This is a genomic window from Flavobacterium cryophilum (assembly GCF_048286555.1).
Classification (GTDB): Bacteria; Bacteroidota; Bacteroidia; order Flavobacteriales; family Flavobacteriaceae; genus Flavobacterium.
In genome coordinates this window covers 22,743-35,558 of sequence record NZ_JBLVPZ010000007.1, presented here as the reverse complement: position 1 = coordinate 35,558, position 12,816 = coordinate 22,743, and the positions used below count along the sequence as shown (strand labels likewise).

13 protein-coding genes are annotated in these 12,816 nt (G+C 33.5%); 8 read left to right on the top strand and 5 right to left on the bottom strand.

Going from position 1 to position 12,816, the window contains the following annotated elements; genetic code table 11:
- Positions 1–120: 120 nt before the first annotated feature.
- A complete protein-coding gene (hisS, locus tag ACNQGJ_RS11130) occupies positions 121–1,491 on the bottom strand; it encodes a histidine--tRNA ligase (RefSeq protein WP_417972801.1) in 1,371 nt (456 codons plus the stop codon).
- A gap of 125 nt (positions 1,492–1,616) precedes the next feature.
- On the bottom strand, positions 1,617–2,786 hold the full coding sequence (locus ACNQGJ_RS11125; protein ID WP_417972800.1) for a hypothetical protein: 1,170 nt from the start codon (positions 2,784–2,786) through the stop codon (positions 1,617–1,619).
- A 153-nt stretch (positions 2,787–2,939) separates the two neighbouring features.
- Between ACNQGJ_RS11125 and ACNQGJ_RS11120 the strand changes: the two genes are divergently transcribed.
- Complete coding sequence (locus ACNQGJ_RS11120) at positions 2,940–4,184, top strand: ABC transporter permease (RefSeq protein ID WP_417972798.1); 1,245 nt, start codon at positions 2,940–2,942, stop codon at positions 4,182–4,184.
- A 52-nt stretch (positions 4,185–4,236) separates the two neighbouring features.
- On the opposite strand, the gene prmC is transcribed toward ACNQGJ_RS11120, so the two are convergent.
- Both prmC and ACNQGJ_RS11110 read right to left on the bottom strand, forming a co-directional pair.
- Positions 4,237–5,109: a peptide chain release factor N(5)-glutamine methyltransferase gene (prmC, locus tag ACNQGJ_RS11115; RefSeq protein ID WP_417972797.1), complete on the bottom strand. Its 873-nt coding sequence runs from the start codon at positions 5,107–5,109 to the stop codon at positions 4,237–4,239.
- A 21-nt stretch (positions 5,110–5,130) separates the two neighbouring features.
- Entirely contained in the window at positions 5,131–5,616 is a 486-nt protein-coding gene (locus tag ACNQGJ_RS11110) for a GNAT family N-acetyltransferase (RefSeq protein ID WP_417972796.1), read from the bottom strand.
- Between the two features lie 128 nt (positions 5,617–5,744).
- Here ACNQGJ_RS11110 and ribD point away from each other — a divergent pair, with 128 nt between their 5' ends.
- Genes ribD through ACNQGJ_RS11095 form a run of 3 tightly spaced genes read left to right on the top strand, consistent with a single transcriptional unit; the run spans position 5,745 to position 8,024 of the window.
- On the top strand, positions 5,745–6,788 hold the full coding sequence (gene ribD, locus ACNQGJ_RS11105) for a bifunctional diaminohydroxyphosphoribosylaminopyrimidine deaminase/5-amino-6-(5-phosphoribosylamino)uracil reductase RibD (protein ID WP_417972795.1): 1,044 nt from the start codon (positions 5,745–5,747) through the stop codon (positions 6,786–6,788).
- Positions 6,781–7,383 (top strand): HAD family hydrolase, encoded by a 603-nt coding sequence (locus tag ACNQGJ_RS11100; protein WP_417972793.1) that lies wholly within the window; start codon positions 6,781–6,783, stop codon positions 7,381–7,383. Before ribD ends, ACNQGJ_RS11100 begins: the two co-directional genes overlap by 8 nt.
- 11 nt (positions 7,384–7,394) lie before the next feature.
- Positions 7,395–8,024: an IMPACT family protein gene (locus ACNQGJ_RS11095; RefSeq protein WP_417972792.1), complete on the top strand. Its 630-nt coding sequence runs from the start codon at positions 7,395–7,397 to the stop codon at positions 8,022–8,024.
- 29 nt (positions 8,025–8,053) lie between these two features.
- On the opposite strand, the gene ACNQGJ_RS11090 is transcribed toward ACNQGJ_RS11095, so the two are convergent.
- Positions 8,054–8,458 carry an acyl-CoA thioesterase gene (locus ACNQGJ_RS11090; protein WP_417972791.1) on the bottom strand — a complete coding sequence of 135 codons (405 nt, stop codon included), beginning with the start codon at positions 8,456–8,458 and terminating at the stop codon, positions 8,054–8,056.
- A gap of 184 nt (positions 8,459–8,642) precedes the next feature.
- On the opposite strand from ACNQGJ_RS11090, the gene dnaA reads away from it, so the two are divergent.
- The 4 genes from dnaA (at position 8,643) to ACNQGJ_RS11070 (ending at position 12,776) form a co-directional block, all read left to right on the top strand.
- Positions 8,643–10,070 carry a chromosomal replication initiator protein DnaA gene (dnaA, locus tag ACNQGJ_RS11085; RefSeq protein ID WP_417972790.1) on the top strand — a complete coding sequence of 476 codons (1,428 nt, stop codon included), beginning with the start codon at positions 8,643–8,645 and terminating at the stop codon, positions 10,068–10,070.
- A 7-nt stretch (positions 10,071–10,077) separates the two neighbouring features.
- Positions 10,078–10,545 (top strand): low molecular weight protein-tyrosine-phosphatase, encoded by a 468-nt coding sequence (locus ACNQGJ_RS11080; protein WP_417972789.1) that lies wholly within the window; start codon positions 10,078–10,080, stop codon positions 10,543–10,545.
- Between the two features lie 68 nt (positions 10,546–10,613).
- Positions 10,614–11,336: an SAM-dependent methyltransferase gene (locus ACNQGJ_RS11075; RefSeq protein ID WP_417972788.1), complete on the top strand. Its 723-nt coding sequence runs from the start codon at positions 10,614–10,616 to the stop codon at positions 11,334–11,336.
- A gap of 312 nt (positions 11,337–11,648) precedes the next feature.
- On the top strand, positions 11,649–12,776 hold the full coding sequence (locus tag ACNQGJ_RS11070) for a methionine aminotransferase (protein WP_417972787.1): 1,128 nt from the start codon (positions 11,649–11,651) through the stop codon (positions 12,774–12,776).
- Positions 12,777–12,816: the final 40 nt, after the last annotated feature.

Below are 12,816 nucleotides of genomic sequence, written 5' to 3'. Positions count from 1 at the left end.
CAGTTATTTTTCTGTACTGAAAAATTAGAGATTCCCTACAAATTATTAATTCACCATTATTTTATATTAAAAAAAGCTTCGTTTAGTAGACGAAGCTTTTTTTATGCACCTAAAATAAAACTATAATAATGCGTTTTTCAAACCTTCAAAATCCACAGAAGTCTGTTCGCCGTTCGCTAAATTTTTAAGCAAAAAAGAATTAGATGCCATTTCTTGTTCTCCCGCGATTACGGCAAAAAGAATTCCTCTTTTATCTGCATGCTGAAACTGCTTTGCTATTTTCGCATTATCAGGATACATTTCAACTTTTATACCTGAATTCCGTAAGTCTTTAATCGTTTTCATTGCATAAAAAGCTTCTTTATCTCCATAATTAATAAACAGCGCTTTTGAAGTTGCGGTTACGGTTTCAGGAAATAAATTCAATTCTTCGACGACCAAATAAATTCGGTCCAATCCAAAAGAAATCCCCACGCCACTCATATTTTTCAATCCGAAAATTCCGGTCAAATCATCATATCTTCCGCCACCGCCAATGGATCCCATCGAAACTGATTTTGGCGGAGCCACTTCAAAAATAGCGCCGGTGTAATAATTCAAACCTCTGGCCAAGGTCACATCCAAGTCTAAAATTGCTGTTGACAATCCGAGTTCCGTAACGTTGTCACAGATAAAACGTAGCTCTTCAACTCCTTTCATTCCTTCATTGGACTCCGTAAGCAATACTGAAAGCTGGTTTAATTTCTCCGAAATAGTTCCTGTAAAATTAAATAACGGTTGTACTTTGGCAATTGCTTCTTCCGAAATCCCTTTTTCCATCATTTCTTTTTTCACGCCGTCTTCCCCAATCTTATCGAGTTTGTCCAACGCTACCGTGAAATCTATTAATTTATCGGATGCGCCAATCACTTCCGCAATCCCAGATAATATTTTTCGATTATTTATTTTGATGGTTACTCGCTTTAAACCCAAAGCAGTGAAAACAGAATCATAAAGCTGTACTAATTCTACTTCTTGCCACAATGATTTAGAACCTACCACATCTGCGTCGCATTGAAAAAACTCTCTGAAACGTCCTTTTTGCGGGCGATCCGCTCGCCAAACTGGCTGAATTTGGTATCTTTTAAAGGGAAATTCTATATCATTTTGGTGTTGTACCACATATCGCGCAAATGGAACGGTTAAGTCATAACGCAAAGCTTTCTCAGAAATACTTGACGTTAATTTAGTGCTGTCTTTGTTTTCTAAATGAGTGGCATTGGCTTTTGCCAAATAATCTCCTGAATTTAATATTTTAAAAATCAAACGATCGCCTTCTTCTCCATATTTTCCCATTAAGGTTTCGGAGTTTTCAAATGAAGGTGTTTCTATGGGTTGGAATCCGAATTTCTCGAAGTTGCTTTTTATAATTTGGATGATATAGTGCCGTTTTGCCACTTCAGTTGGTGAAAAATCTCTGGTTCCTTTTGGAATGCTCGGTTTTGATGCCATTTTAATTAATTACAAATTACGAAGTACAAATTTCAAAAAATAAAACCGATTTCTTCAAAATCGTAATTACTACTTTGAAATTTTTAATTCTCTCTGCAAATATCTTGATTTTAAAATAAAAAAATTTAGAAATTTCCAATTATCTCAAATTCCTTCTTTTGGTCTTTATTATCAGAAACTCGTTTCAAAAAATCTTTAAGTTCATTCGTTAAGGGTAATTGATTTTGATTGTTCCAAAAAGTTGCCGAATAAGGAAATTTAGCTTTAAAAACATCTTTGTCAACATCAAAATTGGATTCCACTTTTTCATTCGTAATAGAATTGGTCGTGAAATAATCCATTGTTAAATTGTAATAAAATCTTTCATCACTTTTTTTATCTGCCAATACTTCAACCTGCGCATTCAGTTTTGATAAACTGAGATAATATTTATTTAAGGCATCGTTTTTGTTGAACTTGATGATTTTTTCATACTGTGTAGTTCTATATTGTGTAGTCGAAAGTTTAAATTTCTTAAGAGGAAGCTCTCCAGGATTATCATACATTGACACATAAAATTCGATGATTGCATAATCGTTTATATTAATAATAAGATACCCTTTGCTAATTTGTCCCCACACATTTTTCTCTTGAGCTTCAAATAAAAATTTTCTGTAATCAACTTCATTGTAATCAACTTCTGTAAAAATATTTTGATCCAATGCAGGATAGAACCCACCAAAAAACTCTGTAAAATCTGGAAAGGCAAAATCAATATGCTTCTTTTTTTCAAAAAAACTGGTTTTCCTCATATTTAAAACTTCGATCTCGCTAAAATTTTTGGGAAATGAATTTTTACCTCTTTTGGCGTGAATATCTTGCAATACGACGATGTTATTGCCTTTTTTGAGTACATTTCTTAAAAAGAAGTTTGAAGTGTACTTTGTACTATAATTGTCGACCATTTTATCATAGACTTTTTTGATAAACGATTCATTATTAGTCACCACAACCTCCTTGAGCTCAAAGGTTTTGGCTTCCATAAAAATGGTATCTTGCTTTTCTATTCCTTCAAAATTAGTTTTTGAGGAATTATAACCCAACAAATTGAAATTGATTTCGTTTACACCAGAAACAAATACAAATAATCCCTCTTGATTCGTTGTAGAATTATCTTTATCATTGTAAATACTGACGTTTTCTAAAGGTAATTTTGTTGTTTGGTCAGCAATTATTTTACTGATTTTAAAACTTTGAGAGTTCCCAACATTGCTAAAAAAAAGAATACAGAAAAGGGTATAAAAAATATTGTTCATTTCAATTAATTTACAAAAAAAGAATTTCAAAAAATCTATTTAGTCAAAACCTAAACGTCAAATTTTCTTACAGCAAATGTATTACTTTAAAATAAATAATGCTTCTTCTAAAACAAATTTGTAACAAAAATTGTATTTTCGTGTCAAACTGCTATGATGTTAAAATTATTCAAAGAAAATATTCGAATTGCATTCGGTTCTATCAGAACACAATTGTTGAGAACCGTTCTTACTGTGTTGATTATTGCTATTGGTATCACCGCTTTAGTAAGTATTCTTACCGTAGTTTCTGCTTTGGAAAACACTATTTCCTCAGATTTTGCATCGATGGGAGCCAATACATTTAACATTAATCAGTATGAAAACAACACGAGAAGGCACGGAAGTGATGAACGTGAGGTGATCAATCCAATTATTTCTTATCCTGAAGCGGTTGCTTTCAAAAACAAATACAAATATCCTTTTACCGAAACTTCACTTTCTTTTACCGCAACCTCAGTTGCTGAAGTAAAATACGGGTCCTCAAAAACGGATCCTGAAAATACGGTCGTTGGTGTGGATGAATTTTTCATTACTAACTCTGGATTAGAAACCAGTTCCGGACGTAATTTCACCCGATTTGACGTCGACAACAATGCATATGTGTGTATTGTAGGTTCTGATTTTGAAAAAGGATTATTAAAAGACGTAAATCCTATTGATAAACTAATCTCGATTAGAGGAGCTAAATTTAAAGTCATTGGAGTATTAAAGGAGAAAGGATCCACTTTTGGCAATAATCAAGATTTAAGAATTTTGATACCTATTCAAGTGGCTCGTTCCATGTTTACAGCGCCACGTATAAATTATACTATGAGTGTCATGGTGTCTAAAAAAGAATTATTAGAGCAGGCCATAGACAATGCAACAAGCACCATGCGTCGCGTACGTAAATTAAGTCCCGTAAAAGACAATAATTTTGGAGTCGTTCGCAGTGATGATCTTATCAACAGAATCCTTGGAATCACAAAATATCTTGGCCTTGCCTCTTGGCTTATCGGTATTATCACCGTACTTGGATCTTCCATTGCTTTGATGAATATTATGATTGTTTCGGTAACGGAACGTACACGGGAAATAGGCGTTCGAAAAGCTTTAGGCGCCAAAAAAACGACAATTGCCTTTCAGTTTTTTATAGAAACATTACTTATTGGTCAATTAGGCGGATTGGTGGGTATTATTTTTGGGATCTTGATTGGTTTTGGGATTGCAACTGCCATGAGTTTTGCATTCGTAATTCCGTGGAGCGCAATTATGGCGGCATTCATCACCAGTTTTATGGTTGCAATCGCTTCTGGATTATATCCTGCCATAAAAGCGGCTATGCTGGATCCAATTGAGGCATTGCGATATGAGTAATTTAGAGTAATTAGTTTAGTTTAACATGCAGTACATTCAAAACTCACTACGATTACTGCACACTTCCTTTAATCATCCTGTCATTCCCGTAAATGTCTTTTCGTAATTCAATGTTGTTGAAATTCATTTTTTCGAGTAAATCGACCATTTCTTTTCCTAAATACTGATTGATTTCAAAAAACAATTGTCCGTTTTTAGACAGGTTTTTTTTTGCCAATTCGGCTATTTTTTTATAAAAAATCAACGCATCATTATCTTCTACAAAAAGCGCCAGATGCGGTTCATTGTCCAATACATTTTTCTTGATTTCCGCTTTTTCTAAATGGCGAACATACGGCGGATTAGAAACAATGATATCAAATTGTTGCCTTAAATCGACCGTTTCAAGAATATTCTGATTGATAAAAGTAACGTTCACCGAATTATTTTCTGCGTTTATTTTGGCTGTAGCCAACGCCTTTTCAGAAATATCAATTGCAAAAACTGTTGCATGTGGAAGATTTTTTGCCAATGAAATAGCAATACAGCCACTTCCCGTTCCAATATCCAGAATATGGATCTTTTGACTTTCGCCTTTCGACTTTTGACTTTCTAAAATCCATTCCACTAATTCTTCCGTTTCAGGTCTTGGAATCAAAACATTTTCATTGACTTCAAAATCCAATCCATAAAAACTCGTTTTTCCCAAAAGATATTGTACTGGAATTTCCTGTTTCAATTGTTCCAAAATCGAGTTCCAAATTATTATTTCTTCCTCCGAAAAAACCAAATCAGGATGCAACGCCAAGTCAATTCTTTTCACTTTGTGTTTTTCTTCTAAAATTAAATAGAAAAAACTCTCCGCTTCACCGGCATCATAAATTGATGTCAGTTCGTGAATAAATAGGGTTCTATATTCTTTAATTTTAAAAGAGCTGTTTTTCATTTAAAATTCATAATTTAAAATTCATAATTTTTTGAGCATCCAAACAGGACAACTGGTATGACCCGTGCTTCCCATCGGAGAAGAAATGTATTCAAAACCTACTTTCTTGTATAGTTTTTGAGCATCCAGCATAAAAGGCATTGTTTCCAAATAGCATTTTTCAAAACCAAAATCTTTGGCACTTTGCAAACATTTGGACATCATTTGGCTTCCAATTCCAAGCCCCCTGGTTTCTGGCAGAAAATACATTTTTTGAAGTTCGCAGATGGTTTCTGCTTCATTTTCAAGTGGTGCGACACCAGCCGAGCCAATAATTTTTCCGTCCTTTTCTAAAACATAATAAACTGATTTTGGCTTACTATATTCCTCAAACATCAAATCCAAATATGGATCTTCATAAGCTGTTCCTACTTTTGGAATATTTAATTCATCAAAAACTGCTCTTATCAATGCTGCAACTGCTGGATTGTCCTCTTTTTTTATTTTTCTAATGCTGTAATTTTCCATTTTTATCTAAAACTAATTTTACATGCAAAAGTAGAAATTGTTTGCTGTTATTTTAGAAAGTTTCAAAAATAATCCCATTCTATAACTACCCGATTGGGGCTCAACTCAAAAATTACTACTTTTGTGTTGTGAATACACATGAAAAATATATCCGACGGTGCATCGAGTTAGCCAAAAATGGTTTAGGAACAACATATCCGAATCCTTTGGTAGGCAGTGTTATTGTCTACGAAGATAAAATTATCGGCGAGGGCTGGCACAAAAAATCAGGAGAACCACACGCCGAGGTTAACGCTGTGAATTCTGTAAAAGACAAATCGTTATTGAAAAAAGCGACAATTTACGTGAGTTTAGAACCGTGTAGTCATTTTGGCAAAACGCCACCATGTAGTGATTTGATTATCAAAAATAAAATTCCAAATGTAGTTATTGGAACTGTAGACCCCAATGTGAAAGTGGCAGGAAACGGAATCAAAAAACTAATGGAAGCTGGAATACAAGTTACCGTAGGGATTCTTGAAGACGAATGTAATGAACTCAACAAAAGGTTTTTTACTTTTCACAAAAAGAAAAGACCTTATATTATTTTGAAATGGGCCGAAAGTCAAGATGGTTTTATTGCACCAAAAGAAAAATTAGAAAAAAAACCCGTTTGGATTACAAATCAGTATTCGAAACAATTGGTTCATAAATGGAGAACCCAGGAACAAGCTATCCTGGTGGGAACTCAAACCGCTATCGAAGACAATCCAAAATTAAACGCACGGGATTGGTCCGGAGAAAATCCCATTCGAGTAGTTTTGGATCAAAATAATCGCATTCCCAAAGACAACCATGTATTTGATAATCAAGTTAAAACAATTGTGTTTTCTAAATCAAAACGAACTATTGAGAAAGAAAAATGTATCTTTGAATCTATTGATTTTGAACAAAACATAGCCTTCCAAATAATACAATCGCTTTATCAGCATCAAATTCAATCCATTATTATTGAAGGTGGACGGCGAACATTACAAACATTTATTGATGCCAATCTTTGGGACGAAGCGCGAATATTTGTTGGAAGTGTCCAATTTAAAGAAGGGACCAAAGCTCCAATTATTGTGAAAAACCAGTTTAAAAGACAATCTATTGGTAAGGATCAATTAACATTATTTAGAAACTATGATTAATTCGATAATTTTTGATTTTGGAGATATTTTCATCAACTTAGACAAAGAAGCTCCTATAGCTGCGTTTACTAAACTAGGTTTAAAAGAATGGACGGAGGATTTAAATATACTCAACCTATCATTTGAAAAAGGAAAAATTTCTGAACTTCAATTCATTGAAGGTTTCCAGAAACACATACCTCATGCTTCAATAGATGAGATCAGGAGCGCATGGAATACCATTATATTAGATTTCCCATTGTATAGACTTGAATTTTTACAAATGCTTTCGCAAAAATACCGCTTGTTTTTATTGAGTAACACCGATGCAATTCACATTGACACCTTTCAACACAAAGCTGGAATAACGTTTTACAGAGAATTTTATCAATGTTTTGAAAGGGTTTATTTTTCTTTTGAGTTAGGAATGCGAAAACCCGACGCCGAAATTTTCAATTATTTGGTAAAAAAACATGATTTAACTCCAAAACGAACGTTGTTCATTGATGACAAAAAAGAAAATACCGATGCAGCGCTTGCATTAGGATTTCAAGTTTGGAACTTACAAGTGGGAAAAGAAGATGTAGTGCAGTTATTTGACATAAAAATAATTTAGAAAAGTCACTTTTGGAATTGAAAGACACGTACAACACTATTGAAGTTCCCTCTTCAGTAGTATTATTCAAAGAAAAAAACAGTAAATTTTTTGGTTATGCATTTCCAATTCAATCAGAGGAGGAAGTAAAACCACTAATGGAAACCTTACGAAAACTACACCATACTGCTGGACATTTTTGTTATGCGTATCAAATAGGAGCTGAAACTGTAACCTATAGAGCAAATGATGATGGCGAGCCCAGTAATAGTGCCGGAATGCCTATTTACGGACAAATTCAGTCCTATTCTGTTACCAATTTACTTATTGTTGTAGTCCGAATATTTGGCGGTGTTAAATTAGGCGTAGGAGGATTAATCTCCGCTTATAAAACTACCGCACAGATGGTGTTGGCGACAAGCGAAATAGTCGAAAAGACGATTGATATTCATTTCACAATCACTTTTGATTATCAAAACATGAATAAAGTAATGCGGGTAATCAAGGAGAAAAAGCTAGATATTGTAAGTCAAGCAATGGAAATAAATGAAAATTCAGGGCTTCCGATAGGCAAAATTGAGCTAAAAACCAGAAAAAAAAATGCCGAAATGGTATTCGACATTTTTAATTCAATGTTTGAAATTGATATAAAACAACATTAATTACTATTCAAAATTGCTTTTTTTATAATTTATTCCATTGTTTTTAAGAGTTCTAAAATATAATCGGGCGGCGCAGTAGGACGACCTGTTTTTAAGGACACAAAAACAAGAATAAATTGGGCAGTTGTTAATAACTCATCAGATTCGTTATAAATAGCGCAATCAAATTCTATCTTCACAGAACTCTGACTTTTGAAAATAGTGTGAACGCTTAACAACTCATCATAGCGGGCTGATTTTTTATAATTTATATTCATCGAAACTATTGGAAGCGCAATCCCACTTTCCTCCATGCTTTTATACGAGATCCCTTTGTCTCTAAGCCATTCCACTCTTCCAATCTCAAAATAGGGGATGTAATTTCCATGATATACCACACCCATTTGATCTGTTTCAGAGTAACGAACCCTAACTTGTATTTGATGATCTTTCATTAATTATGTATTAAAAATTTTAAATTGAAAAAGCTCCTTACAACAATAATTTATAAAATTTTTGTCCAATATATTTTTTTTTATAGAAATTTGTTCACATATTTGTTAACCCGATAAATAATAACAAAACATCTTTTTTTTAGTAAGATAAAAATTACCAATTAAAAACAATTTAACAGAATATATGAACAAAACTGCTCAATCAGTATGGGAAAACTGTTTGTCTTTTATAAAAGACAACATTCAGGATCAAGCTTACAAAACTTGGTTCGAACCAATCAAATCAGTTGAACTTACCGATAACGCATTATATATTCAAGTTCCAAGTAAATTTTTTTACGAATGGTTAGAAGAACATTATGTGAAATTATTAAAAGTAGCACTAACCAAAGAACTTGGAAAAAACGCTAAGTTACTTTATAAAATTAGAATGGAAAACACTTATGGCAACAAACAACCGTTTACGGAGCAATTGCCAAGTGCCAACAGAGTTCCGATGAAGCCACAAGAAATTGATGCTCCATTTAAAAACTTAAACCCAGAGTTAAAAAATCCATTTGTAATACCAGGAATCCGAAATTTAAAAATTGAATCGCAACTAAATGCAAATTACAGTTTTGATAATTTTCTAGAAGGAGATTCTAATCGTTTAGCCCGTTCGGCAGGTATGGCTGTTGCCAATAAACCGGGAGGAACTTCCTTTAATCCGTTGTTGATTTTTGGAGGAGTTGGTCTAGGGAAAACACACTTAGCGCATGCTATTGGTGTAGAAATTAAGGATAAATATCCCGAAAAAACAGTTTTATACATTTCAGCTGAGATTTTCACGCAGCAGTATATTGACTCGGTAAAGAAAAACAACCGAAATGATTTTATACACTTTTACCAATTAATTGATGTTTTAATTATTGATGATGTTCAGTTCCTTTCTGGAAAATCTGGAACGCAGGATGTATTTTTCCATATTTTCAATTATTTACACCAGAATGGTAAACAGGTAATCTTGACATCTGACAAGGCTCCAGTTGACATGCAAGATATTGAACAACGTTTATTATCGCGTTTCAAATGGGGATTGTCTGCTGAGTTGCACCAGCCGGATTATGAAACCAGAATTTCTATCCTTAAAAACATATTGTACAGAGATGGTGTTGAAATCCCGGAAGAAATAATTGAATATGTTGCCCGCAATATCAAATCGAACGTTAGAGAACTCGAAGGAGCTATCATTTCCTTGATTGCACAATCTTCATTTAATAAAAAAGAAGTCACACTGGAACTTGCTAAAAGTGTTGTCGAAAAATTTGTTAAAAATGTAAAACGAGAAATTTCTATTGATTACATTCAAAAAATTGTTTCTGATTATTTCCAATTGGATTTAGAAACATTGCAATCAAAAACCAGAAAAAGACACGTTGTTCAAGCCCGACAGTTGGCTATGTTTTTTGCAAAAAAATTCACAAAAGCATCTTTGGCCAATATTGGTTCTCAAATAGGGGACAGAGACCATGCTACCGTATTACACGCGTGTAAAACCGTTGATAATTTAGTTGCTACTGACAAACAATTCAAAAAATTTGTTGAAGACATCAATAAAAAATTAACGCTGTAAACGCATCATGTCCGTAAAAATTTTAATGATCTGTTTAGGTAATATTTGTCGATCACCCTTGGCCGAAGGCATATTAGCTTCAAAGCTCCCAAAAAATAAATTCAAAGTTGATTCAGCAGGAACTGGTGCTTGGCATGTTGGCCATAAACCGGATGATCGTTCTGTTGCCGTAGCAAAAAAAAATAAAATAAATATCTCCGATCAAAAAGGAAGACAATTCAGTAAATCGGATTTCGATTCCTACGATTATATCTATGTAATGGATAATTCTAATTACAAGCACGTAATTGAACTTGCCGAAAATCAAGAACAAAAACAAAAAGTCAAACTAATTTTAGATGAATTATTTCCAAACGAAAAAGTAGATGTTCCGGATCCTTATTTTGGTTTACCCAATGGATTTGAGATTGTTTATAACATGCTGGATGAAGTTTGTGAAGTAATTGCAAAAAAATTAAAAGACAAACATCAATAATCCTTTGGATTTAAAATTCTTATTACAAAACAACAAAAAATTTACTCTAGAAACGTAAAATTACAGCGATGCAAACAACTACTTTATTAGGAAAACTATATTTAATCCCTACTACAATGGGGAATTGCGATCCAATGGATGTGTTGCCTCAAACCATAAAAAGAAGCATTGATTTCATTGATTATTATATTGTTGAAAACGAAAAAACAGCCCGAAAATCAATAAAAGGTGTAAATATTGAAAAGAAACAATCTGAGCTCAAACTTTTTGTATTAAACAAACACACTGAAACCAAAGAACATTTAGAATTTATAAAACCTTTGCTGGAAGGTCACAACATGGGTTTAATGAGCGAAGCAGGTTGTCCCGGAGTGGCTGATCCTGGCGCTGTGATTGTGAAATTAGCCCATGAAAAAGGAATCCAGGTTATTCCTTTGGTAGGCCCTTCTTCTATTCTTCTGGCGATGATGGCATCAGGAATGAACGGACAAAGTTTTACATTTAATGGTTACTTGCCTATAGAAAAAGGAGAAAAGAAAACAACTCTAAAAAATTTAGAGAAACTATCTCAGGATAAAAACCAATCTCAAATTTTCATAGAAACTCCGTATAGAAATAATAAAATGTTGGAGGATATCTTACAGGCTATTAATCCCGCGACTCACCTTTGTATTGCAACAGATATTACTTTACCAACAGAATATATCAAAACGATGCGCGCTTCTGAATGGAAAAAAGTGCAAGTAGATTTACACAACCGTCCTACTATTTTTATTATTCACAAAATTTAATATTTCAGCTTTTGGAATATAAATATATTTAGATCTCAATTAGAGATTAATCACTTGTCAAAGTACAGCTTTTATAGCAATGCAAACTCATTTCAAAAATTAAACATTTTGAAAGTTTTCCTCCTGTCTATTTCCTAAACTGGAAAATTACTTTGTATTAGTTTTGTCCTTTCGAGACAGTAAATATAAAATACAATTTTTGCAGATTAATATGAAACGTATGAAATTATATTTTTGATGAATTATCAGTCCGCAAAAAATTAAAATAAGGATTAAACTACTACATTTATAAAGTAATCAATGTTATTTGTAATGAGTAAACTTCCTAATATTAGCACGAGTATTTTTACGGTAATGTCAAAAATGGCAGCTGAATATAATGCCATCAATCTTTCACAAGGTTTTCCAAACTTTCCTGTTGACCAAAGATTAACTGATATTGTTGCCAAACTGGCTAACGAAAACGTGCATCAATACACCCCTATGTCTGGCTATCCGCCGTTATTATCAAAAATAGCAACCTTAATTAATACCTCCTATGGAAGAACAATTCAACCGGAAACGGAATTGTTAGTTACTGCTGGAGCGACCCAAGCCATTTTCACCATTATAACGGCTTTAGTGAAAAATAATGAGGATGTAATTATTTTAGACCCAAGTTATGATTGCTATGAAGCACCCGTGTTATTGTGCAACGCTAATCCGGTTCGGGTAGCACTAAACGATGATTATACGCCAAATTGGGGAATTATCGAAAAAGCGTGTACGGCAAAAACTAAGATGATTATCATTAATAATCCGCATAATCCAACAGGGAAAATTTTAACGGAAATTGATTTCGAAGCTTTGGAAATCCTGTTGGAAAAATATCCCGACATCGTGCTTCTTTCTGATGAAGTGTATGAATACATCACTTTCGAGGAAAAACATATTTCGGCTCATACACGCGAGAAACTACTTAATCGTTGCGTGATGGTTTCCTCTTTTGGAAAATCGTTTCACGTAACTGGATGGAAAGTGGGCTATTTAGTAGCTCCTGAATACTTAATGAAGGAAATCAACAAAGTACATCAGTTTTTAGTTTTTAGCGTAAATAGTATTTGTCAAGCTGCCATTAGCGCGTATTTTGACATCGTTTCGATAACTAAAATCGGGGAATTATATCAGGAAAAACGAGATTATTTTAGACAATTATTAATTAGTAGCCGCTTCGAACTACTGCCATGCGAAGGAACCTATTTCCAGGTGGCTTCGTATGCAGCTATATCAAATGAGAGTGATATTGATTTTTGCAAACGTCTCATCACGGAACATGGTGTGGCGGCAATTCCCATTTCTGCTTTTTATGCCGATGGAAAAGATCTGAAATTAATACGTTTCTGTTTTGCTAAAGACAATGATACGTTAGAGGAAGCTACTAAAAGATTGTGTGCGATTTGAAAGCACTGATTATATTTTTTTATTATGCATGCATACTATT